The sequence below is a fragment of the Streptomyces sp. NBC_00872 genome, assembly GCF_045161915.1.
Lineage (GTDB): Bacteria > Actinomycetota > Actinomycetes > Streptomycetales > Streptomycetaceae > Streptomyces.
Genome location: NZ_CP108806.1, coordinates 199,661 through 223,062, shown reverse-complemented (window position 1 = coordinate 223,062; position 23,402 = coordinate 199,661). Strand labels below are relative to the sequence as shown.

Sequence of the window (23,402 nt, the reverse complement as noted above, 5' to 3'; positions counted from 1 at the left end):
CGTCTTCGGCGCCATGTCGACCAGTGCGGGATGTGCTCGACGGGTGTGGGCCGTCGGTTGGTGAGGCGGTGGATCAGGCGTCTGATCTCGGCGAGGCTGAGGTGGATGAGCGGGGAGGATCCGTTTCTGCTTTCCAGGTGTCCAGTTCGCGGGCCCGCAGGACGGTGAGGCAGGCGTGGACGGCCATGGCCAGGGTGATGTGGCGGTGCCAGCCGGGGTAACGGCGAACCTGGTAGTCGTCCAGGCCGCACTCCTGCTTCGCGGTCTGGAAGCATTCCTCGATCGCCCAGCGGCTGCCGGCGATGCGGATCAGCTCGTCCAGAGTGGTGTCGGCGGGGCAGTAGGCGATGTAGTAGGAGAGCTCTTCGGGGCGGGCGACGCTGCGGCGGGCGATCACCCAGTGTCGGCGGTCGGGCCGGTGCCAGGGGCGGACTTCGACGCGTGCCCAGTCGTAGACGCGGGGCCCGTGGGCGCCCGCACCGCACGAGCGGCGTTTCCACTTCTGCCGGGGCAGGCCGGGGAAGAGATCGCTCACCGGGTGGTCGGTCGCCCAGCGGGTCACGACCGTGTCGTGGCGGGTGGTGGCCATGACGTGGAAGACGTCCGCTTGTTCCAGCTCGGAGCGCCAGGGGCCTTGGCCCTTGCGGGTGGACACCATTCGTATTGTTATGCGACAAGTGTCAGGGTTGCTGACTGCTGCTCGTAGTCGATCGGGGCTCGCTGTCCGTTCGCCGAGTGCCGGCGGCGGGTGTTGTAGCGGGCGATCCACCGAAAGACAGACAGGCGGCAGCCGCGGACGCCGTCGAAGCGGCGGGCGCCCCTGAGCGTCTCGCGTTTGAGGGCCGCGTTGAACGACTCGGCGAGGGCATTGTCCGCCGATGTGCCCACCGCGCCCATCGACTGGGTCACCCCCAACTGAGCGCAGACGGACGCGAACTCACGGGACTTGTACTGCGCCCCGTGATCACTGTGAAAGACCGCTCCGGCCAGAGAACCGCGGGTGGCTGCGGCGGCTCGGAGGGCGTCGCTGACCAGCGAGGTGCGCATGTGGTCGGCGATGGACCAGCCCACCAGGCGGCGCGAGAAGCAGTCGATCACGGTGGCCAGATACAGAAACTCGCCGTCGCCCACCGGCAGATAGGTGATGTCGCCGACGTACTTGGTGTTCGGCGTGGTGGCGGTGAAGTCGCGCCGCACCAGGTCCGGCAGGGCAGCGGTGGACGGCGCGGGCAGCGTGGTGACCTGGCGTCTGCGCAGCCGCAGGCCGGCGATGCCGTGCTCGCGCATCACCCGCCCGATGCGTTTGTGGTTGACCTGGATGCCGGCCTCGCGCAGTTCGGCGGTGATGCGGGGGCGGCCCCAGGTGCCGTCCCACTCGGCGTGCACGGCCCGGATCCGCTCAGCCAGTACGGCATCGTCCTGCTCGCGGGCGGCCCGCGCCTGACGGCCGGCCCGCCACTTGTAGAAGCTGGAACGGGCCACTTCCAGCACGTGGCACAACCGCTGCACGCCCCAGGCGCGGTGGTGGTCCTCGATGAAACGGCAGCGGTTCACCAGTTCATCTCGGCGGCGAAAAACTTCGTCGCCTTGCGCAGGATGTCCCGCTCGACCGCGAGCTTCTGGTTCTCCTTGCGCACCTGTTTCAGCTCCGCGCGCAGGGCCGCGATCTCGGCCTCCATCTGCTGTTTCGTGGCCTCGCCCACCGGGATGTCCTTCGTGTTGCCGTTGCTCGTGCCGCTCTCGCCGCGGCGGGCCCGCTCGGCCCGCACCCAGTTGCGCAGCGTCTCCCGGCTGATCCCCAGATCCTTGCCGATGCCCTCGAAGGTATGACTCGGATCCGACAGGTACAGCGCGACCGCGTCCGCCTTGAACTCGGACGAGTAGACCTTCATCACCATAAAAGATGCCTCCTACCCAGCCCCTGGCGGGGCCGGGATCAGAGGTGTCCACCACTCGGGGACAGGTCCCCCTGTCGATGGGATACGTCAGTGACCAGGAACGCACGGTCCGGGCCTTCACCCGGCACGCCGATGCGATGCCGTGGCAGTGGAGGCCGCAACACGTCGACGAGTGGTCGGCCGATCTGCGGGCCGTGCACGGCTGCGTCCGCTCCACCCTGCGCAACTACCAAGGCGCCGTGCGCCAGTTCTGCGACTTCCTGACCAACCCGGCCTACGGCTGGGCAGACGAGTGCCTGCGGCACTTCGGCACCCACCCGGTCCAGGTGGTCTACGACTGGAACGCTGCAACGCACGCCGACGAGGCCGAAGGCGAGCCGGAACGACGGGCCTTCACCCGGCCCGAGCTGGAGGCGTTCTTCGACTACGCCGACGAGGAGGTGGTGCGCGTTCGCGGCAAGGGCCGCAAGGGCTGGCTGCCGGCCTTCCGCGATGCCGCCTTGTTCAAGGTTGCGTACGCATACGGTCTGCGACGCAACGAGACCCGGATGCTGGATCTCACCGACTTCGGCCGCAATCCGGAGGGCCGGGAGTTCGGTGAGTACGGCACCCTGCTGGTCCGCTACGGCAAGGCCAAGAAGGGTTCACCGCCCAAGCGTCGCAGCGTGCTGACCGTCTGGCACTGGACACCCGGCACGATCGAGGAGTGGATCAGCGAAATCCGGCCCGGGATGCGGCATTCGATCAGCAGAGCCCTCTGGCCATCCGAGCGAGGCCCGCGGATCGGGGTCCAGCGGCTGGACTCCCGCTTCGCCTCCTACCGGGACGCCGCCGGCCTGGACCCCACACTGGAGTTCCACTCGCTGCGCAGGTCCTACATCACCCACCTGATTGAGGACGGCCACGACCCGCTGTTCGTCCAACAGCAGGTCGGCCACCACCACGCTTCCACCACGGCGATCTACACCTGCGTCTCCTCCGACTTCCGTACCCGCTCCCTGCGTCGCGTCCTGGACGCCACCATCGAGGCCGCTCTGCGGCCGGGAAGGACCTCCTGATGCCACGGCAGATCAGCTACCGATGGCGCCTGCGCGAGCTGATGGCCGCCCGTGGCATGTTCACCGTCGGCGAGCTCATGCCGCACCTGACCGAACGCGGCATCACACTGTCCTCCTCCCAGGTCCACCGTCTGGTCTCCGGCGCCCCGGAACGGCTGTCCCTGCCGGTGCTGGCCACCCTCTGCGACATCCTCGACTGCACACCCGCCGATCTGATCGCCACCTCGGCCCAGAACTTCCCAGCCCGTCGCGCCGCCGGCGAAGAGGCACCGATCAACCTCGCTGCCCGACGACCCACGCGGGTTCGGCTGACTCCCGAAGGCTGAGCGATGACGCCGGATGAGTACGAGCGTTGGCATGTCCGGAACTGCGCACGCTGCGGCCGTCGGGCGGCGAAGTCAGCGGAATGGTCGGACGGCCCAATTTGCCGGACCTGCTACGACCGTGCGATGCGCGTCCGCGGCTCCTGCCCCAAATGCCGAACCGACCGGCTACTACCCGGTCTGGACACCGTCGGCAATTCGATCTGTCGCGACTGCGCCGGCATCACTCGCGACTTCTTCTGCGACCGTTGCGGCTTCGAAGGGCTCCTACTCGGCGGGCGTCTCTGCGAACGCTGCACTCTCGTCGACACCCTCGCCCGCCTCCTCGACGACGGCACCGGACACGTCGCGCGTCCGCTGCAACCACTGGTCACCACCCTGCTGAAGATGGACCGGCCCAAGAGCCGACCCATCTGGCTCCGCAACCCCAACGTCGTCCGCCTCCTCCGGGGCCTGGCCACCGGCACCATCCCGCTCACCCACGACGAGCTGCACCAGGAAACACCCTGGCGAACCGTCGCTCACTTGCGTGACCTGATGATGGACAGCGGCGTCCTGCCGCCCGTCGACCGACAGCTCATGCTCTATCAGCGTTGGCTGACCGAACGACTCGCCGGCATCGAGGACTCCGAACACCGCCAGCTTCTCCGGCACTTCGTCACCTGGCACCAGATGCGGCGTCTGCGGGCAAAGGCGGAGAAGGCGCCGCTGGGACGCTCCCAGACCAACCACACCAAACAGGAAGTCACCCAGGCCGGTGCCTTCCTCGCTTGGCTCGCCAGCCGAGGCCGCGCCGTCGGGCAGTGCCAGCAGGCGGACATCGACGCCTGGCACACCGAGAGCCTGGCCACCCGCCGGCCGTCCCAGTCATTCCTGCGGTGGTGCATGAAGACCGGCCGGATGCCCCGCCTCACGCTGCCGCCCGCCGTCATCACCCAGGACCCGGAACCGCTGCACCAGCACCGCCGGCTCGCGATGCTCCGCCGGGTCCTCAACGACGACTCCTTGCCCCTTCGTGCCCGGGTCGCCGCCGCGCTCGTTCTCCTCTATGCGCAACCCGTCAGCCGCATCGTTCGCCTCACCATCGACGACGTCACCGACGACGAGACCACCGTCACCGTCCAGTTGGGAGACCCGCCGTCCCCGCTGCCGGAGCCCGTCGCCGACCTGATGCGGGCCTACATCCAGTCCCGCCAGCACCTGCCCTACGCCAGCAGCAGAAGTTCACAGTGGCTCTTCCCCGGCCGCCAGCCCGGACAGCCAATGAACCCAGTCAGCCTCCAAGTCCATCTGCGTGAGATCGGCGTCCCGCCACAGCGCGGCAGGACCTCCGCGATCCGACAGCTCGTCCTCCAGGCCCCGGCCCCCGTCATCGCGAAGGCACTCGGCTATCACAACAAGACCACCACCCGCCTGGTCACCGAAGCCGGAGGAACCTGGAGCCGATACGCCCCCGGCGACCACTGAGGAGTGTGTCGTCCCCGATGGGGCCGCGTGTCTGTCAGCCTTGCCCGATAGGGTCCGCATGGCAGCCAGCCCCGGAAGGACTCTCACATGACAACGTTTGACGAGCTCGCCGCCTGGGCCGGCGCCGGGAACGTCACAAGGGCAGACTCGGTAGTCGTGTCGGGCTGGCAGATCCCCGAGGATCAGAAGGCACTACTGGTTAATGTCGGGATCCCCATCGTTGATCAGTTGATCGAGTACATATCGTTCCAGGTGGAAGCAGCTCCAGTACTCCAGACGTCAGACGGCAGGTCGCTCTACCGCCTCACCCAGAACCGCCATGGCGACCTCGTGCCTGGCCTGGAATGGTCGTTCGGCGTCGAACCTGGGACAGGCACGGTCCACTACGTCCTTCCGCAAGGCGAGGCATGGTTCGCCAACTCCTCCATCGACCTGTGGCTGCGAACCCTGCACCACTACGGCCTGCACGTCAGCGAATCCGAGATCCTCAGCGACCCGGATGACCGCGAGGACGAAGCCCTGGCCGAGCTCAGCCTGCTCGCTGACGAAATCAAGAAGATCGATCCACCTGCCTTCGACGGCTACAACGGTTTCATCTGGGCCGAGTTCCTCGACCGCTGGCTCTGGTAGTTGCACGCGGCCGCCACAATCCCAAGCAATCACTCACCGTGCTCAGTGCGTCGAGATGCTCGCGAATACGCGACACCGCAACATGCGAGCCCACCAGTCCCAAGGCCGAACCCGAACACTCAGTCGGCTGCAGTCTCTCGTTCCATGGTCGAGTCAGGCGAGCTGTGGGGCAGAGCCGCGAGGCAGGGAGGCAACGCCACTGCTCAGGCGTGGCGTGGATCGATCCCGAAGGATGCCAAGCCGGGAAGCGTGGAGTTCTACACCACTGTGAAGCCCAAGCCCTATGATCGCAGCCTGCCTGGACAGGGTGCGTGGGAGGCTGGGAAGGAGGCCGGCGTCAACTCCTTCGTCAAGGACGGTGACGAATGGGCATCCATTCCGATCATCATCACAGAGGCGAGGTAGGCATGGATCTGCGGGAGTTGAACCCGACAAGTCTGAGGCGGATCCCCGAGAAGGATGTCAGCCCGCGCGACATCAGATGGCTCGTCCAAGTCGGCGTCGAGCCTGCGGCACTTGAGGAGCGCTGGGGCGCGCCGGAGATCACCGAGGACGACTTCGCGGAGTGGTTCTGCTTCGCCTTCTCCCCGACGGAGGGAGAGGCGTTCATCCTGCTCCGGCAGGTGCACCATCCGCCCGTGGCCGGATTCGTCCTCAGCGTGACCCAGGGGCTTTTCTCCCCGGAGGCCGCCGACCGGATTGTTCAGGCCCTGGACATTCCTGGTGCGCGGATCACTCACATGAACTCCGAGGCCACCTCGTAGCATCCGGCGCACCCGGTGCGGACCGCTCCTTTCCTGGAGTGTTCGCGCCGGGCGCACGGCTGTTACCCCTCTGCCTACGCTAGATGAATGAGTCCGATGTCTGTGCTGGCCGCGACCATGGCGAAGGGCGCCCGTTGGCTTGGGTGTGAAGACCAGCCTGGACGCCCTTCTGGCGGCACTGTACGTGTTCATCGACGACCATGTGGCCCCTCGTCGCCGGATCGGGCGACCACCGAAACTGACGGACGCCGAACTGCTGTGCCTGGCAGTCGCCCAGGTCCTGCTGGGCTTCCCCTCGGCCCGGCACTGGATCCGCTTCGCGCACGCCCGTCTGGGACACCTCTTCCGCTACCTGCCCCAGCAGTCGGCCTACAACAAGCGCCTCAACGCCGCCGGCCCGCTGATCAGCCACGTGATCGAGGCCCTGGCCCGGCAGGTCCCGACCTGGCACGACGACCTGCGGCTGATCGACTCCACCCCACTGCCCTGCGCGGCCTCCCGCGAGACCGTCAAACGCTCCGAACTGGCCGGGCACGCCGGCTACGGCTACTGCCGCTCCCATTCCCGCTTCTTCTGGGGATTCCGGCTCTACCTGCTGACCACCGCCGAAGGCATGCCGGTGTCCTGGTGCCTGGCCAACCCGAAACTCGGGGAACGGCAGGTGATGACCGCGCTGCTGGAACGCGACCACCACCTCGTCCGCGCAGGCCAGGTGATCCTCGCGGACAAGGGTTTCGCCGGGCGGGAGTTCGAGACGTTCCTCACCGAACGCCTCGGCGTCCATCTGGTGCGGCCCGACCGGAAGGACGAGCCCACCCGGCACGGCCGCCTCGCCCGGGGCCCGCCAGTGGATCGAAGCCGTCTTCGACACCCTCAAAGGCCAGCTCAGCCTGGAACAGCACAGCGGCAGAACCACGTCCGGAGTCTTCGCCCGCACCGGCCAACGCCTCCTCGCCCTCGCCACAGCCATCTGGCACAACTCGACCACCGGCACCAAGACCAAACGATCACTCATCGCCTACGACCACTGAGAACATCGGACTCATTCATCTAGACGTCTCCGGACGTCTCCGGACGTCTCCGGACGTCTCCGGACGTCTCCGGACGTCTCCGGACGTCTCCGGACGTCTCCGGACGTCTCCGGACGTCTCCCCGGACGTCTCCCCGGACGTCTCCGTGGACGTCGCCGGGGTCCCGTGTGAGGGGGCCCGGCGGCGCTCACGGGTCATCAGGGCCGGCAGAACCGGCAGGATCAGGCACTGGAGCGACACCACGAGCCAGAAACCGGGGACCATTCCCGCGCCCTCGGCGACCTCGTAGAGCTGACCGCCTGCCACCCCGCTGGCGAACGCGCCGATTCCGGCGGCCAGTCGCTGGCGGCCGAAGACCGTGGCCGGCTCCGCGGACGACCGCGCCAGTGCCTCCAGATCGTTCTTCAGGAAGAGAACGATCTCGCCCAGACAGATCAGCGCCGCGCCCGCGCCGATGCCCGGCCGGCCCCCGGCCGCGATGACCGCCGTTCCCGCCGCCATCGCGCCGAAGCCCACCCGTATCGCGGTGCCGTAGGCCAGCCCGGCGATCCACTCCGACAGCAGGGGCTGCGCGACGACGAGCAGACACGCGTACCCCATCAGCACGGCGCCGTAGAACGAGGCCGAGGTGCGGGGGACTGCGTAGAGCGCCAGATAGTGCTGGAAGAACATGAAGACGTACACGCTCAGGACGGTGACCGTGAAGGGCAGCGCGTCGCGGCCGGGACGGGGTGACCCGGTCGTGTCCGGAGGCGTCGCGAGGAGTGTGGCGGGCGACGACGGTCGCGGTGCGGGCGGTCGCGGCGCCGACGGCAGCAGCGCGTGTCCGAGGCCGACCACGGCGAACAGCAGCGTCACCGCGCCGAACAGCGCGCCCGGTGACGTCAGGACGAACGGCGCGGCGGCCGGCGGGCCGAGCGCGATCCCCGCGTTGAACGCCGAACCGCTCGCCGACAGCAGCCGGGGCCGCTCCGACTCCTTCGCGCCCTCCACCAGATACGCCTTGTTCGCGGGCAGATAGAGCGCCGCGCCGCACGAGACCAGGAACAGCGCGCCGACGGCGAGCGCCGGACTGCCGAGCCCCGGCACGAACGCCGCGAACCCCGCGGTGCGCACCCCCAGCGCCACCAGCATCGTGGCCCGCAGCCCGATCCGCCGCGCCAGCGCCGCCCCCGCCACTCCTCCGGAGAACTGCACCAGCGAGGCGACGGCGAGCACCGCACCGACCGTACCGAGACCGAGCCCCAGCCGCTGGTGCAGCAGCACCGACATGTACGGCAGTACGGCGAAGCTTCCCAGGGTGATCAGGAACGAGCAGGCCAGCAGAAACGACTGCGGTCCGGTCGGCAGTCCGGCCGGCGGTCCGGCCGTCCGCCGTCCTCCCGGGCCGCCGCCCCGCACACCGGGGCCGCGCCGCCGCGTACGGTCCCGTCCGCCGCCCTCGCTGCCGCCGTTCCCGTTCCCGTTCCCGTTCCCGCTCCCGCGCTCACCGCCCACCGTCGCCCACGAGGACGGGACGTACACCCGACGCGGCGCTCGCCGCCCGGTGCAGTGCCAGCTCCGCGGTGGCCGCCTCCGCCAGGACCATCCCGGTGCAGCCGCGCTGATCGGCCACCGTGCCGATCGTGTCACCGGGCGCCCGCACCGGGTACCAGCGCACCGCGCCCGGATAGGACCGGAGTCCGTCGAGCCCGCGCCAGCCCGCCAGTTCGCCGGTCCGCTCCGGGTAGACCAGGACGAATCCGCTGGCGGGTCCGGTGTGTTCGAGCGCCGAGTCCATCAGCCGGGGACGGCGCCCGAGCGCGGTGTCGATCATGGCGTCGTACACATTCGTCCGCAGGGACCGGCACAGCGCCTCACCGACCAGGGCCCCGCCGATCCTCCGGTTGATCTCGACGAGTTCGGGACCCTCGGCGGTGAGGATGAACTCCACATGGGCGAAACCGCTGTGGTGCCCCGCCGTGTGCAGCACCCGGCCCACCCACTCCTCGATCCCGGCCGACTCGCCGCGGGGCAGCGCGACGGGGAAGGCGGCGGCCTCCTCCCGTACGGCGGGTTCCCGTGAGGTCTGCCGGCTGAGCACCCCCAGCAGCCGGGTATCCCCGGCCCAGCTCAGGGTCTCCGCGCTGTAGAGCGGTCCGGCGAGGAAGGGCTCCGCGAACAGTTCCCCGGTGAGGGAGCGCCGGCCGGCCTCGGCGAGCGCGGCGCGCAGCGACTCCTCGTCCCTGACCACCCAGACATCGCGGGACGAGGTGCCCGCGGAGTCCTTGAGGACGGCGGGCAGCCCGATCGTACGGAGCACCTCGGCGGCGGGGTCCGTGCCCTGGGCGGATTCCCCGGTGCGGCCAGGACCGGCGGCCGTGTCTGCGCCGGTACCGGTGCCGGCGCCGGTGTCCGTGTCCGTGCCGGTGCCCGTGTCCAGCGGTACCAGTACGGCGGGGCCCTTGCTCAGTCCGGCGCGGTGCAGCAGCCCCCGTACCCGCGCCTTGTCGCGCAGCCCCCGTACCGCGCCCGGATCGGGGCCCGGCAGTCCGAACTCGGCCGCCAGATCGGCGGCCGGAACGCTCCAGGTGTCCGTGGTGTTGATGAGACCGGCCAGTCCGGGCAGGGCCGCCAGCGCGCGCCGGGTCGCCGTCCGGTCGAAGGTGTCGACATCGACCACGGTGAGCGCGCCGTCCGGCAGTGTGTCCGGGAGCGTGTCCAGCTCATAGCGGTACACGCTCCGGTCGCCGGTCAGCAGTGTCAGCCCGTGTCCCGCGTCGGCCGCGGCGGCGGCCATCCGGGCCAGTCCGAAGGACAGTGATTCCAGCGCCGCGATCGTCATGACGGCTCCCCCTGCGACAGCGGCAGCGGCCGGATGTCGGATCCGCTCTCCGATCCGACGTCGGCCACGACGAGTTCCTTGTGGGAGCGGCGCTCCCACTCCATCACCGACCAGGGCGGCCGGAGTTCGTCCAGGGTGTGGATCCGCCGTGGCCGCAGGGCGCGTATGTCCAGTGCCTCGGCGTGCCTAGCGAACACCCGCTCCGCGTACCGGTGTCCGGTGTCCGCGCCGATGACGAGATGCTGCCGTCCCGGATCGCGGTCCGCCTCCCAGCCCGCGACGAGATGCGCGGCTCCCGTGGACAGCCCGGCGAACACGGCGTGTTCCCGCAGCAGACCGACCGCGCCGGCCATGGCATGGCGGAAGTCCACCCAGTGGAGCGTGTCGTACAGCTCGTGCCGGACGTTCTCGAAGGGGATGGAACTCCCGATCCCCGCGATGATCGCCTCGGGATCACTGAACCGCTCGCTGCCGAAGGTGACACTCCCGAACGGCTGGATCCCCACCAGCCGCACCGCACGGCCCGAGCCGCGCAGGGCCCGTACCAGACCGCCCGTCGACGCGCCGGTGCCGACGGCGCCGACCACCGTCAGCGGGCCGTCGGGCAGGGCCTCGGCGACCAGTGCCGCGAACTCCCGGTACCCCGCGTAGTGCACGGCGTCGTGGTACTGCCGCATCCAGTGGAAGTCCGGTCTGCGTGCGAGGAGTTCACGGACACGCCGTACCCGGCGCTCCTGGTCCAGCCGGAGACTCTCCGACGGGGGCATCTGGTCGACCGTCGCGCCCAGGACCTCCAACTGGGCCCGCATCACCGCGTCGACGGTCGTCGACGCCACGATGTGGCAGCGCAGCCCGTACCGGTGGCAGGCCATGGCGAGCGCCAGCGCGTAGATACCGCTCGAACTGTCGACCAGGGTCTGCCCGGGGACGATACGGCCGCGCCGCAGCAGCGTACGGACCGCTCCCAGCGCCGCGTACACCTTCATCGTCTCGAAGCGGGCCAGGACGACATCGCCGCCGAGCCGGATCAGATCGGGGGCCTTCATCGCGTCGGTGATGTGCTCGTGTATCGGTGTGCGTGCCGTCATTTCCGTGTCCCCCGTACGATCAGCCGGCGAGAGCGCTGGTCATAGCCGGAGCCGTCGAAGCCCCCGAAGCACTCGACATCCGTGAACCCGGCCGCCACGAAGAGATCGTGCAGCTCGGCGGCGCTGTAGAGGAAGGAGGTGAGCGACGCCGTACGCGCGGTCGAGCCGCGCACCAGCGTCCAGTCGGTCCGCAGCCGGCGCCAGCTGTCGAGCACGGTGTCGCGCTGGACGACATACGAACCGTCGGGGAGGTCGACCGCCTGCGGCCGTCCGATCCAGCCGGCCAGGACCTCCTTGCCCATCACATCCACCAGCAGCCGGCCGCCGGGCACGAGGGATTCGTGGGCGTTGCGCAGCACACGCAGATTGGCGTCCGGATCATCGAAGTAGCCGAAGGACGTGAAGACGTTGAGCACGGCGTCGAAGGAGCCTGGCTCGGTGTACTCCAGCATGTCGGCCCTGATCAGCCGCACATCCGCACCGGCCGTCGCACACGCCGTCCGCGCCCGCCCGAGCATGACCTCGCTGAGATCGACACCGGTGACGGTGTATCCGCGCCGGGCCAGCGGCACCAGGAAGAGCCCGGGGCCGCAGCAGAGGTCCAGCACCTGGGAGCCGGGCGGGAAGTCCAGCAGCGGTGAACCCGCCACGATGCCCGCGACCTCCTCGCCCCGGGCGGCCGAGAACATCGTGGGCGCGAAGTCGGACCAGAGGGAGTCGTCCTCGTACCAGTTCAACCGTGCTGCCCTCTTCCTGAGCCTCGACGGCCCCTGATCCCGGCCCTGTCCGGCCCCTGATCACCGCTTCCTTGTCAGTAGTCGGCCGCTGTCCACGGCTGGTTCCCGGGGTTCCCCGGAGATTCGGGACGCCGTGCGGCGGGCCGGCCGGCCGCCGCACGGTGGTGCTCGGTGCTCGGTGCTCCGTGCTCAGGCTCAGACTTCGCGCTCGGCCGCGGCCAGGGCCGTACGGACCGTCTCCACGTCCGCGCTCACCGCCGGGACGTCGAGGACGTCGCCGTGCCCCTGCGTGTATGGCTTTCCGTAGACCGGGGTGCCGGGCTCGAACCGCCAGCTCTCCGCGAGCGGGCCCACGTCCACGACGTCGTAGCCGAGGAGGTCGAGCAGCCGTGTGGCGGAGGCCTTCGCCTCCGGGTCGTCACCCGCGATCGGCAGGGCCGTGCGGTCGGGCGCGCCCGTGGGACGTGCCAGCGAGGCGAGATGCTTGAAGAAGATGTTGTTGAACGCCTTGACGACCTTCGACTCAGGAAGGTGTTCCTGGAGCAGACCGCTGCTGGTGTCCTTCCGCGCGTCCAGCTCCGGGATCCGCCCGTCGCGCCCGGGATAGTAGTTGTTCGTGTCGAGGACCACCTTGTGCGCCACGGGTGCCACCGGCACCTCGCGGTAGTGCTTCAGCGGGACGCTGACCACCACCCAGTCGCCGGCCTCCGCCGCCTCGGCCGGTGTCGCGGCCCGTGCCCGCGGGCCCAGCTCGGCCACCAGGCCGGCCAGGGTCTCCGGGCCCCGGGAGTTGCTGAGGACCACATCGAGCCCCGCCGCGACGGCGAGGCGCGCCAGGGTGCCGCCGATGTGTCCACTGCCGATCAGTCCAAGAGTGCTCATACGCCTGCCAGCGAAGGACACCGCGGCGGTATTCCCCGCCGCGGTGTCCTGTCCGCTTCTGGAGCAGTCGTCGGACGGAGTGATCTCCGGATCGTCCGGCTGTCAGCAGTTCTTGTAGTCGGAGCGCGTGGAGTTGTACGCGCAGGTGTCGTGCACCGCTCCCGAGGACCGGGTCAGGGTGGCCTTGTCCTTGTCGTTGTTCCAGACGTAGGCGGCGCGCTGCTGGTACACCGTCGTGCCCGTGTTCGTGCCCTTGCCCGTCTTGACGGTGACGGTCTTCCCGGCCTTCAGCGTGAACGTCTTGAACGTGTACGCGTGCCGGGAGGCGTCGGTGAGCTTCCAGCCCTTGAGGCTCACCGGCTTGGCGGTGGTGTTCTTGATCTGGACCCACTCGCCGTTGAGGCTGGTCTTGGACCGGGTGTCCGAGCCGGGGGAGTCGTACCAGATCTTGGTGATGTGCACGGACCCTGCGGCCTGCGCCTGTCCGGGAAACATCATCAGGGTGGCGGCTGCCGCCGCGAGGGCGGCGGCAGCGCCGGCTGTGCGGGCACGGGGCATCAAGGGATACGTCCTGTTCGGGGAAGGCGCCGCGCAACTGGGCGGACGCGAGGAACCCGACATTACGCAGTGCGTGCCCGCGAAATACTGCTTTCCAGGAAATCACATCAGAAGTACGCTCACGCCCCGCAGAACTCCTGACCGGTCCAAGTAGCGTTCGGACGAGGGCGCTTGACGGTACGTCGGTGGTGGGAGAGGGCGATGTGCGGCCTGCGGTGAGACCGTCGCGGGAGTCGCGGGAGTAGCGGGAGTCGCCGGTGAGGCGGTGGCCGTCGCCGGTCCTGTGGACCAGACCTGTGGCACCGTCCTCACCCGGCCTCACCCGGCCTCACCCGTTTTCACCCGGCCTCACCGGCGCCGCGCGCGGTGGCGAGATGACTGCCCGCGGCCTGTTCCAGATGAACCAGATCGCTGGCGACGGTGGCGAAGGTGAATCCCTCGGCCAGCCGCCTCGCGGCGCTCGCGCCGTCCGGGGTGTGGATGCCCGCCGCGACACCCGCGGCGGCGGCCGTCTCACGGATCGTCACCAGCGCCGCCTCGAACCGCTCCCCGACCGCGGGGTCGCTCGTGGTGGCCCCGCCGATGCCCAGACGCAGATCGGAGGGGCCGACATAGATGCCGTCGAGGCCCTCGGTGGCGCAGATCCCCGCCACATTGGCGAGCCCGTCCGCGGTCTCGATCATCGCGAGCACGACCGTCTCCGCGTGCGCCCGCGCCGGGTCGGGCCCGATACGCAGCGCGGAGCGCATCGGACCGTACGAGCGGTGCCCGAGCGGCGGATAGCGGACGGACGCCACCGCGTCGGCCGCGTCCTGGGCCGTGTCGACGAGCGGCACGATCACACCGGCCGCCCCCGCGTCGAGCGCGCGGCCGATCGGCCCCGCGTCATTGGCCTCGACCCGTACCAGTCCGACGGCGGTGCTCCCCTTGGTGTCGATGGCGGTGAGCGACGCGAGTACCCCGGTGTACGCGAGCAGACCGTGCTGGGCGTCCAGGGCCACATAGTCGTAGCCGAGACGCGCGATCCGTTCGGTGGAGACGGGGGAGTCGAGGACGGACCAGTAGCCGATGAGCCGTTCGCGGGCGCGCAGCGCGGTGGCGAAGGCGGCGGGCGTGCCGGACTGGTCTCGGGTCATGAGGGACTCCTTCGGGGCGGTGGGGGTGACACGGACGGCGGGGCGACGGCATGGCGCGGGCCACGCCGTGACGGTGCGGCCGGTGTCATCGTGACAGGGGAGGGGACGGGGGCGGGGCCGGCAGGACGGCGAACTCAGCGGTTGTACGCGGGCGTTGGGCCGCGCAGTAGCGCAGTAGCGGTCCGGCCGCGGGCGGCTGCCGCCCGGAAAGCCCTGCCCGGGGCGGATCCCCTGAGGTCCAGTGGAGCGAGCGGGCGAGTGGAGCGGACGCGCTCGGCGAGCGCGCTCCACGGGGCCTTTTCCGGTCTCCGGCTACGGTTCCGGTCAACTTCGGGCAGAGCGGTGCGAGCGGCGCAGCCCGACACGGGCCGGTCCATTCACCCTCATTCAAGCTCCTTTCCGCTTATTGGCCAACAGCCCGAGAATGCAAATCCCGGAAGGGTCGACTTTCCCCGGTCGACTTACTAGGATGCCCAACAAGTTCTTGGCGCCCGTATTGTTGAAACCCGACAGATGTCATCGCGGTAATCCATTCATCTGCCGGTAAAGCACGGCTAAAGGCTTCTGGCTGCCTTCCGCGCGTCGGTGGAGACCGACGCGGAGCGAATGGACAGGTGGCCGGGCATATCGCGTTGTCACGGGGGAGATGGAAATAGTGGGGCCTGTTAGAGGTCTGTACCAAAGAAGATTGCGGAATATTTCTGTCCGGCGATGTCGGCGATGTCCTGGCGATGCGATGTGCCCAATTTCCGGCACTTTCACGCGCCGCGGACCCGAGTCCTGATTCGGGGGCGGGAGTCGCGTGCGTTTCCAGCTTTTGGGTCCTTTGAGCATTGCCGAGGGCGAGGACGCTGTTGTCCTCAAACCGTCCAAACCGGCCAGCCTGCTGGCGGCTCTGCTCATTCATCCCGGATCCGTCGTTTCGACCGGTTATCTGCTGCGCGCCCTGTGGGACGAGGACCAGCCGGCCACCGCCAGGGCCGCCCTCCAGAGCTGTGTCCTGCGGCTGCGCCGGCTCTTCACCAAGTACGGCGTCACGGGCAGCGCCATCGAGGCGGTGCCCGGCGGTTACCGGATGAACGCCGACGCCGGCACACTCGACCTGGTGCGCTTCCGCACCCTGGTGCGGGCGGCGGACGGCCTGGGTGACGCGGAGAGCGAACTCTACCGGCTCAAGGAGGCGCTCACCCTCTGGCAGGGGCCGCTGCTGGCGAATGTGCCATCCCCGATGCTCCATCGCGACGAGGTGCCGGGCCTCACCGAGGAGCGGCTGCGCGCGCTCGAACGGGCCTGTGACATCGAGCTCGCGCTGGGCCGATGCCGCCAGGTACTGGTCGACGTATGGGAGGCGGCGCGCAGACACCCCGGGCGCGAGCGCTTCTCCGAACAGCTCATCGAAGCGCTCTACCGCACCGGCCGGCAGTCGGAGGCCCTCACCGAGTACCGCTCCGTGAAGGGCAGGATGAAGGAGGAGCTGGGCATCGATCCCGGCCCGGGACTCCAGCGGCTCGAACTGGCCATCCTCCGGGGCGACGACCTCGGTCCCGCGGCCGTCGACCGGACGGTGCCGCTTCCCGGCCGTACGGCGGTGGCCCTCACGGCGGGGACCGCGCGGCCGGTACTCGCCGCGGCCCCCGCTCCCGCCCCCGCGCCCGCCGCCCCTCCCGTGCCGGTCCCGCTCCCCGTACCGCCCGTGCCGTCCTTCACCGGCCGCGCCGCCGAGCGGGCGGCGATCAACGCGAGCCTCACCTCCGGGGCCTCGGACGGTCCGGGCGCCCCGGGCGGTTCTGGATCCCAGGGCGCCGCCACCGTCGTGGTGCTCTCCGGCGCCCCCGGCATCGGCAAGACGGCGCTGGCGCTCCAGAGCGCCCACGACTGCCAGGACAGTTTCCCCGGCGGGGTGTTCGTCCTCACCATGACCCGTCCCGACGGATCGTCCGTCACCCCGGCCGAGGCCATGACGGACCTTCCCGCGCCCGGTGCCGGCGCCGGGCGGACACTGATCGTCCTCGACGATGTCACCACCGCCGACCAGGTCCGCCCGCTGCTCCCGGCGGCGGCCGGCGGCGCGGCGGTCGTCACCAGCCGACGCGGTCTGGCCGGACTCGTGGCCACCCACGGCGGCACCGTCCACCGGCTCTCCACCCTGGACCCCGAGGAGTCCCAGGAACTGCTGGCCGCCGCCCTCGGCGCGGGCCGGGTGCACGCGGAGCCCGCCGCCGCCCGGGAACTGGCCGGTGTCTGCGGCCACTTCCCGCTCAGTCTGCGGATCGCGGCCGCCCGGCTGCTCACCCGCCCCGGGCTGCGCATCGAGGACTGTGTGGCCTGGCTGGCCGAGGATCTGCCGGCCAGGCTCTCCCTCGCCGACGACCCGAGGATGTCCGTACCGCATGTGTTCGGCAGGGCGCTGCACCGGCTGGAGCCGCGCTGGCAGCAGGCTTTCCGCCAACTCGGCCACCAGGAAGGGCTGTTGCTCTCCTCGCGCGTGCTCGGCGACTCCGCGGAGGCGGAGGAGGCGCTGGAGCGTCTCGCCGACGCGGGACTGCTCGAAGAAGGGCCTCCCGGCCCCTACCGCATCCATCAACTGCTGAAAATCTACGCGCGTCGGCAGGCGCGCGAATGGAACCGGGACCAGACGGCCACAGCGCCCCACTGAGGCGCGATGCCCGACCTCGAACGATCCGGCCACCTTGACCACACCACGTATCCAGGGGTGTCTTTCACATGGGCTCAACCTATGAAGCCGTCGCCACGACCCGTCCGCGTATCCGCCGGGACGTCCTGTTCACCGAGACGGCGGACGGAGTGCTGTTCCACAACGCCGACGGCGGCTTCCAGCTCACCGCCAGGTCCGCCTACCGCTTCGCCACACTGATCGTCCCGCATCTCACCGGGGAGCACTCGGTCGCCGACATCTGCCAGGGCCTCGGTGACCGGCAGCGCGCCATGGTCGGCGAGCTGGTGAAGAGCCTGTACGAACGGGACTTCGCTCGGGCGGTGCCGCGGACCGGTACCGAGGTGGTGGACACACCGCCCGATGTGGCCCGGCGCTACGCCCCGCAGATCGCCTACGCCGACCACTACTCGGACGACGCGGAGGCGAGGTTCAGGCGGTTCAGCACCGCGCGGGTGGCCGTCCTCGGTGACGATCTCGTCGCCCGCTGGTGTGTGCTCAGTCTGATCCGCAACGGCTGCGCCACCATCGGTGTGCGGCCCGGACTCGACGGCGAGGACCGCGAGATCATCGAGAGCGAGGCACGGGAAGCGGCGGACGACGGCTGCCCGGTGACCCTTCTCGACCTCGGCGCGGACGACCCCGGACGGCCCCTGGGCTGGCCGGACCTCGACATGTACGACATCGTCGTGGTGACCGGCGGACCGGAGGCGCCCCGGCGGCTGTTCCCGCTGCTGCGCGCGGGCGTTCCCGAGGGCCGTACCCTGCTGCCGGCCTGGTCCTACGGCCATCACTCGGTGGTGGGACCGCTGATGACGGCCGGGGCCACCAGCTGCTGGGCGTGTGCCGCGCTGCGTATCGGCTCCCACGACGGGGCCGCTGCCGCCGCCGACATCTGGAACGCGCTGGCGCTGCCCGGCACCGTTCCGGTCGGTGATCTCCCGAGCCGCCCCCTGGCGGCCATGATCGGCAATCTGCTCGGCTACGAGATCTTCCGGATCACCACCGGCGCGCTGCCCGCCGAGACCGCGGGGCAGCTCATCGTCCAGGACATGCGGTCGCTCGACGTGTCCGCCGAACCCCTGCTGCCGCATCCCCGTTGCCCCTTCTGCACCGGCGCCGAGGGCAGCGCTGTCGTCGGTGCCGGTGTCGCCGAGGGCCGGACCGATGGCCGGACCGAGGGGAGCGCCGCCGTGAGCGCCGACGGAAGTGCCGTACCGGTGGCGGCCGTTGATCTCACGACGGCCGGGAGCGCCGGCACACCGCCGATGCCGACGCTCGCCACGGCCCGGGACGCCGACGCCCTGGTGGAGGAGTTGAACCGCCGCTCGGTGCTCGTCCGGCCACGGGCCGGGGTCTTCAGCCGCTTCGCGGACGAGCCGCTCACCCAGATCCCGCTCAAGGCCACCGTCGTCGAGTTCGGCACCGGTCACGGCACCGCGCGCCGGATCGCCGCCTTCGATGTCCACCATGTCGCCGGAGCCCGGCTACGGGCACTGAACGCGGCGGCCGAGGTCTACACCGAGCATGTCGTCCCCACGGCGGGGGTACTGACCGGTGACCGGCCGGCGACGGCACACGCGGAGATACGCGCCGTGGAGCCCGGGGCGCTGACGACCGCGGGCGCGACGGCCGCCGACGGCGAGCGCGTGAGCGCGTGGACCCTCGCCGCCTCGCTCCTGACCGGGGAGCGGCTCCTCGTGCCGGCGGCGGCGGTGCGGACCTTCGGCCCCCACAACGCCGACCGGCTGTACGAACCGACCCGCGCCGGGACCGGCGCGGGGGCCTCGGCGGCGGACGCCGCGGCCGGCGGACTGCTCTCCGCCCTCGCCCATGACGCGCTCGTCCGTACGCTGCGCGGCGGACCGGCGAGCCGGATACCGCTCAAGACCCTCGGTGAAGGCCCGGACGCGGACGCCGAACTCACCTTCCTCCTCCGCTCCGCTGCCGTTCTCGACGTCGAACTGGAACTGCTCGACCTGGGCGAGAGCGAGCGCTCCGGAGTCCATGTCCTGCTCGCCCGGGGAGCGGGCGGCTGGGCCATCGGCAGCGAGACCGGCTGGCGCGGCGCCGCCGTCGCCGCCGTACGCGATCTGCTCGGTACGGTGCAGCTCGAACGGGACGGCTCCGCAGCGCCGTTCGACACTGGGGACCCGCTGCTGCGCGACCTCGACCCGGCGGCCCTCGACGCCGCCGACGCCGACGGCCTGCCCGCCGTCGCCGGCCGGGACGCCGTCTCCTGGTCCGAGGTGCTCGACCGGCTCCGCGCGGCCGGACGCGACGCCCTGGCGGTGTCCACCGGCTCCGCCGATCTGGCCACCGCGGGGATCAGGACCGCCCGGGTACTGCTCACCACGGAGGCATCCCGTGGCGCCTAGCACCCTCGCCACGCGCCCGGCCGGTGTCATGGACCCCGCCGATCGCGCGGGCCTGCGTCTGGCGGAGCTGCTGGGGCACGCCCTCGACCGGCTCGGCGGCCCCGAGACGGTCATCGGCGAACTCGGCACCAGCGACGCGTTCGCGGCCGAGGGCCTTGAGCACGCCGAGGGCCCCGAGCGCACCGAGAGCGCCGAGGACACCGAGAGTGCCGCGTACGCCGTCCCGACGCTCACGCGGAGCGGCGGGCCGGAGACCACGCGGCAGGCTCCTCCCGAGTCAGCCGTCCCCGTACATCTCTACGGCGGGCACGCCGTCGTCGGGCCGCTGCCGGGCGGCGACGGTACCGGCGAGTCGGCCTCCGGCGCGGCCTGCTCCCGCTGTCTGGCCCGCCGCTGGCAGGCCGTACGGTCGGTGGCGCTCCGCGACGCCCTCGAACTGGGCGGAGAGACCAGGGCGGCGGGCGAGTGGCCCTACGCCACCCCCTTCGCGGCGGACGCCCTCGCCGCGCTCCTCACCGCGCTGCGGGACCAACCCCCCGCGTCCGAGGGACCGTTCCCGGAGATCCGGCTCGTGGACCTGCGTACCCTCACGGTCCGGCGCTACCCGCTCGTCCCCGACCCGGAGTGCCCGCGCTGCGCCACCCCCCGTACCGACACCGCCGAGGACGCCCGGATCACACCTCGGCCCGCCCCCAAGCACCGCGCGGGCACCTTCCGGGTGCGCCCCATCGAGTCGTACGCCATCGACGTGGCCGCGTTCGCCAATCCGGTGTGCGGCGCGCTCGGCCCCTCCGTGGTCCATGACGTCTCCTCCACCTCCACCTCGGCGACCATCGGCTGCTTCTCGATGCGCTCCGGGGAGTATCTGCGCGAGACGTTCTGGGGCGGTCACGCCGACTCGTTCGGCCACAGCAACCGGATCGGCGTACTCGAAGGCATGGAGCGGTACGCCGGAATGCGGGCGCGCTCCCGGATCACCAGCGTCGTCGGAACGCTCGACGAGTTCGGCGCCGACGCCGTCGATCCCCGCGAAGTCGGCCTGTACGCACCGGAGTTCCACCGAGACAACCCACGGGTCCGCCCGTTCGCGCCCGACCGCGAGATCCCCTGGGTCTGGGGCCACTCCCTGCGCGACGACACACCGCGGCTCGTGCCCGAGGTGCTGACGTACTATCACGCGCCCGGACTGGAGAACAGATTCGTCCAGGAGAGCTCCAACGGCTGTGCCTCCGGCGGATGTCTGGAAGAGGCCGTCTACTTCGGTCTGATGGAGGTCATCGAGCGCGACGCCTTCCTCCTCGCCTGGTACGGACGGCAGCCCCTGCCCGAGATCGACCCGGCCACCAGCACCCGCGCGTCGACCCGGCACATGGTCGACCGACTGGCGATGTACGGCTACCGGGCGCGGTTCTTCGACACCCGGATCACCTTCCCCGTCCCGGTGGTCACCGCCGTCGCGGAACGCTTCGACGGCGGACCCGGCCGGATGTGCTTCGGCGCGGGCGCCGGGCTCGACCCCGAGTCCGCACTCGACTCGGCGCTCTGCGAGATCGCCACCGACGCGGTCAACCTCCAGGGCCGCACCGAGCGCGACGAGCCGCGACTGCGGGCCATGGCCGAGGACTTCGACCGGGTGACGGCCCTGCACGACCATCCGCTGGTCTACGGCATACCGGAGATGGGCCGGTACGCGGACTTCCTCCTGGACGGTCACGGCCCGCAGCGGCGGGGCGCGGCCGAACCTCAGCGCGCGGTCGCCGATCTGCGCTGGCCCGACCCGTCCGGTGCCCCGGCCTCCCCGGACCTCCGCGAGGATCTGCGCCGGTGTGTCGACGCGGTGACCGCGGCGGGCTTCGACGTGGTCGTCGTGGACCAGACCATGCCCGAGCAGCGCACGCTGGGACTGCACACCGTCAGTGTGCTCGTCCCCGGACTCCTGCCGATCGACTTCGGCTGGTCCCGGCAGCGCGCCCGCACCATGCCCCGGCTGCGCACCGCCCTGCGCGAGGCGGGACTGCGCGACCGCGACCTGACGCCGGAGGACCTCAACCCGGCGCCCCACCCCTTCCCGTGAACCGACCGTCCAGCGTCCAGCAGGTCCAGCAGAGAGAGGAGCGTCCCGTGGGCTACGCCCATGAGTACGCGGCAGCGATCATGCAGCGCGGCCGGATCCCGATGGAGCCCGCCGATTTCGTCCCCGACTGGGCGGACCGGCCCCGTAAGGCGAAGTACTACCCCGGCGTCGGAGCGTTTCCGCTGCCGGACACGGACTACCCCGCGGAGGCGACCGTCGCGGCCGGCTGTCTGCCCGCGAGGGATCTGCCTGCCGGGGATCTGCCCGCAGGGGACCCGTCCGCCGGGCCCCCCGGAGGACCGGCCGACGAACGACCGGCCGCCGACCGGCCGTTCACGCTGGACGCACTGTCGGGGATGCTGCGGGACTCCTACGGGCTCACCGGCCGCAGGCTCGGGGTCCAGACCAATACGGATCTGGCGGCCCTGCCGCACTACGCCCAGGCCAACTGGTCACGCGGCACCGCCTCCGGCGGCGGTCTGTACCCGGTCGGTGTCTACTGGATCTCCGGCCCCAGCGGACCGCGGGCACCCGGCATCCACTACTACTCGCCCCCGCACCACGCCATGCAGCGGCTGATCGCCGGAGATATGACCGGTGAGGTGCGCGCGGCACTCGGCGAGGGGGCGGAGGGGGCGGCCGGCCCGGTCGGCGCGGCCCATGACCAGTTCCTGGTGCTGGGCATCAAGTACTGGCAGAACGCCTTCAAGTACAACAGCTTCTCCTTCCACGCCGTCAGCATGGACCTCGGCGCGATCCTCCAGACCTGGCGCATCTGGGCCCGCGCACGTGGGCTGAAGGTCGAACCGGCGCTGTGGTTCGACGAGCGGAGGCTGAGCCGCCTGCTCGGGGTGGACAACGAGGAGGAGGGCGTCTTCGCCGTCGTCCCGCTGACCTGGGCGGGCGCCAGGCCCACCGCCCCTGCGCTGTCCGCAGCGCCGGCCGTCCGGCACACCGACTCCGAGCGCTCCCGTACGGTCCTGCGCTTCGAGACCCTCCAGCGGATCCACACCGCGACCACGCAGGCCGCGACCGAGCGGCCCCTGCCGGGCGCGCTGGCCCCGGCGACCAACGCCACGCCCGCCGGTACCGGCGTGACCGTGGCCCTGCCGGCGCCCGAACTGCCGCCCGTGAGCGTCCGTACCGCACTGCGGACGCGCAGGAGCAGCTTCGGCCGCTTCGACGCCAGTACGCCCCTCACCACCGGGCAGTTGGCCGCGGCCCTCGCCGCCTGCGCCGCCGCCTCACTCGGCAGCGACGCCGAACGGCCCGAGCGCGCCGGGCAGGCCGGGCAGTCCGGGCACACCGGGCCTGCCGACGGCACCGTACGGGACCAGCCCGCCACCCCGGGGCTCGTCACGCTGTACGCCTTCGTCAACCATGTCGAGGGCGTCGAGCCCGGTGCGTACGCCTACGATCCCGCGGCCCATGAGCTGCGTGTGGTGGTGCCGGGCCCGCCAGGACCCTTCCTCCAGCGCAACTACTTCCTCTCCAACTACAACCTGGAGCAGGCGGGCGCCGTGCTCGTGCCCACCGTCCGTACCACCGCCGTCCTCGACGCCGTGGGGGACCGCGGCTACCGGCTGGTCAACGGCACGATCGGAGCCGTCGCCCAGACCTTCTACACCGCCGCGTCGGCCCTGGGACTCGGCGCGGGCGTCGCGCTCGGCTTCGACAACATCTCCTACGTCGAGGAACTTGGCCTGGACCGCACGGGCGAGGACCCGCTGCTCATCATGCTGCTCGGCAACGAGCGGGCGCGGCCCGCCGACTTCCGCTACGAGATCGCCTGACCCGGGACGGGGGAACTGCCATGACACCGGGCACGAGTACGAGTACGAGTACGGACACCAGCGCCGGCACGAGCGCACCGACGAGCA

18 protein-coding genes and 2 pseudogenes are annotated in these 23,402 nt (G+C 70.8%); 11 read left to right on the top strand and 9 right to left on the bottom strand.

From position 1 onward, the window contains the following. Positions 1-73: 73 nt before the first annotated feature. A pseudogene (locus OG214_RS01030) lies at positions 74-628 on the bottom strand (IS701 family transposase); the annotation flags it as partial. Positions 629-666: 38 nt separating this feature from the next. After that, positions 667-1,898 (bottom strand): IS3 family transposase gene (locus tag OG214_RS01025; RefSeq protein WP_363082323.1). Its coding sequence is split into 2 segments (ribosomal slippage): positions 667-1,577 and positions 1,577-1,898, totalling 1,233 coding nucleotides; the frame shifts between segments, so codons are not numbered across the junction. 44 nt (positions 1,899-1,942) lie between these two features. Here OG214_RS01025 and OG214_RS01020 point away from each other — a divergent pair. The 7 genes and pseudogenes from OG214_RS01020 (at position 1,943) to OG214_RS00990 (ending at position 7,171) form a co-directional block, all read left to right on the top strand. Beyond that, complete coding sequence (locus OG214_RS01020) at positions 1,943-2,956, top strand: tyrosine-type recombinase/integrase (protein ID WP_405983413.1); 1,014 nt, start codon at positions 1,943-1,945, stop codon at positions 2,954-2,956. Next, positions 2,956-3,282 carry a helix-turn-helix domain-containing protein gene (locus tag OG214_RS01015; protein ID WP_405983412.1) on the top strand — a complete coding sequence of 109 codons (327 nt, stop codon included), beginning with the start codon at positions 2,956-2,958 and terminating at the stop codon, positions 3,280-3,282. Before OG214_RS01020 ends, OG214_RS01015 begins: the two co-directional genes overlap by 1 nt. A gap of 3 nt (positions 3,283-3,285) precedes the next feature. Next, entirely contained in the window at positions 3,286-4,746 is a 1,461-nt protein-coding gene (locus tag OG214_RS01010; protein WP_405983411.1) for a hypothetical protein, read from the top strand. Between the two features lie 87 nt (positions 4,747-4,833). After that, positions 4,834-5,376, top strand: a complete 543-nt coding sequence (locus OG214_RS01005) for an SUKH-4 family immunity protein (RefSeq protein ID WP_363083538.1) — start codon at positions 4,834-4,836, stop codon at positions 5,374-5,376. A gap of 144 nt (positions 5,377-5,520) precedes the next feature. Further along, on the top strand, positions 5,521-5,781 hold the full coding sequence (locus tag OG214_RS01000; RefSeq protein WP_405983410.1) for a hypothetical protein: 261 nt from the start codon (positions 5,521-5,523) through the stop codon (positions 5,779-5,781). Between the two features lie 2 nt (positions 5,782-5,783). Next, positions 5,784-6,140, top strand: a complete 357-nt coding sequence (locus OG214_RS00995) for a hypothetical protein (protein WP_383042456.1) — start codon at positions 5,784-5,786, stop codon at positions 6,138-6,140. 145 nt (positions 6,141-6,285) lie between these two features. After that, positions 6,286-7,171, top strand: a pseudogene (locus tag OG214_RS00990) (IS982 family transposase). Positions 7,172-7,186: 15 nt separating this feature from the next. Here OG214_RS00990 and OG214_RS00985 read toward each other — a convergent pair. The 7 genes from OG214_RS00985 to OG214_RS00955 all read right to left on the bottom strand — a co-directional run bounded on the left by OG214_RS00985 (position 7,187) and on the right by OG214_RS00955 (position 14,396). Further along, positions 7,187-8,572: an MFS transporter gene (locus OG214_RS00985; protein WP_405987401.1), complete on the bottom strand. Its 1,386-nt coding sequence runs from the start codon at positions 8,570-8,572 to the stop codon at positions 7,187-7,189. Positions 8,573-8,657: 85 nt separating this feature from the next. Further along, complete coding sequence (locus OG214_RS00980; protein ID WP_405983409.1) at positions 8,658-9,995, bottom strand: ATP-grasp domain-containing protein; 1,338 nt, start codon at positions 9,993-9,995, stop codon at positions 8,658-8,660. Then, a complete protein-coding gene (locus OG214_RS00975; RefSeq protein WP_405983408.1) occupies positions 9,992-11,083 on the bottom strand; it encodes a pyridoxal-phosphate dependent enzyme in 1,092 nt (363 codons plus the stop codon). Before OG214_RS00975 ends, OG214_RS00980 begins: the two co-directional genes overlap by 4 nt. After that, complete coding sequence (locus tag OG214_RS00970) at positions 11,080-11,820, bottom strand: class I SAM-dependent methyltransferase (protein WP_405983407.1); 741 nt, start codon at positions 11,818-11,820, stop codon at positions 11,080-11,082. The genes OG214_RS00975 and OG214_RS00970 overlap by 4 nt, the downstream gene beginning before the upstream one ends. A 195-nt stretch (positions 11,821-12,015) precedes the next feature. Next, a complete protein-coding gene (locus tag OG214_RS00965) occupies positions 12,016-12,702 on the bottom strand; it encodes an NADPH-dependent F420 reductase (protein ID WP_405983406.1) in 687 nt (228 codons plus the stop codon). 102 nt (positions 12,703-12,804) lie between these two features. Next, positions 12,805-13,260: a lamin tail domain-containing protein gene (locus OG214_RS00960; protein ID WP_405983405.1), complete on the bottom strand. Its 456-nt coding sequence runs from the start codon at positions 13,258-13,260 to the stop codon at positions 12,805-12,807. A 338-nt stretch (positions 13,261-13,598) separates the two neighbouring features. Then, a complete protein-coding gene (locus OG214_RS00955) occupies positions 13,599-14,396 on the bottom strand; it encodes an HpcH/HpaI aldolase/citrate lyase family protein (RefSeq protein WP_405983404.1) in 798 nt (265 codons plus the stop codon). 802 nt (positions 14,397-15,198) lie between these two features. Between OG214_RS00955 and OG214_RS00950 the strand changes: the two genes are divergently transcribed. The 4 genes from OG214_RS00950 (at position 15,199) to OG214_RS00935 (ending at position 23,315) form a co-directional block, all read left to right on the top strand. Beyond that, on the top strand, positions 15,199-17,052 hold the full coding sequence (locus OG214_RS00950; protein WP_405983403.1) for a BTAD domain-containing putative transcriptional regulator: 1,854 nt from the start codon (positions 15,199-15,201) through the stop codon (positions 17,050-17,052). A 68-nt stretch (positions 17,053-17,120) separates the two neighbouring features. Beyond that, positions 17,121-19,448 carry a TOMM precursor leader peptide-binding protein gene (locus tag OG214_RS00945; protein WP_405983402.1) on the top strand — a complete coding sequence of 776 codons (2,328 nt, stop codon included), beginning with the start codon at positions 17,121-17,123 and terminating at the stop codon, positions 19,446-19,448. 28 nt (positions 19,449-19,476) lie between these two features. After that, positions 19,477-21,522: a TOMM precursor leader peptide-binding protein gene (locus OG214_RS00940; RefSeq protein ID WP_405987400.1), complete on the top strand. Its 2,046-nt coding sequence runs from the start codon at positions 19,477-19,479 to the stop codon at positions 21,520-21,522. A 47-nt stretch (positions 21,523-21,569) separates the two neighbouring features. Next, positions 21,570-23,315: a nitroreductase family protein gene (locus tag OG214_RS00935; RefSeq protein WP_405983401.1), complete on the top strand. Its 1,746-nt coding sequence runs from the start codon at positions 21,570-21,572 to the stop codon at positions 23,313-23,315. Positions 23,316-23,402: the final 87 nt, after the last annotated feature.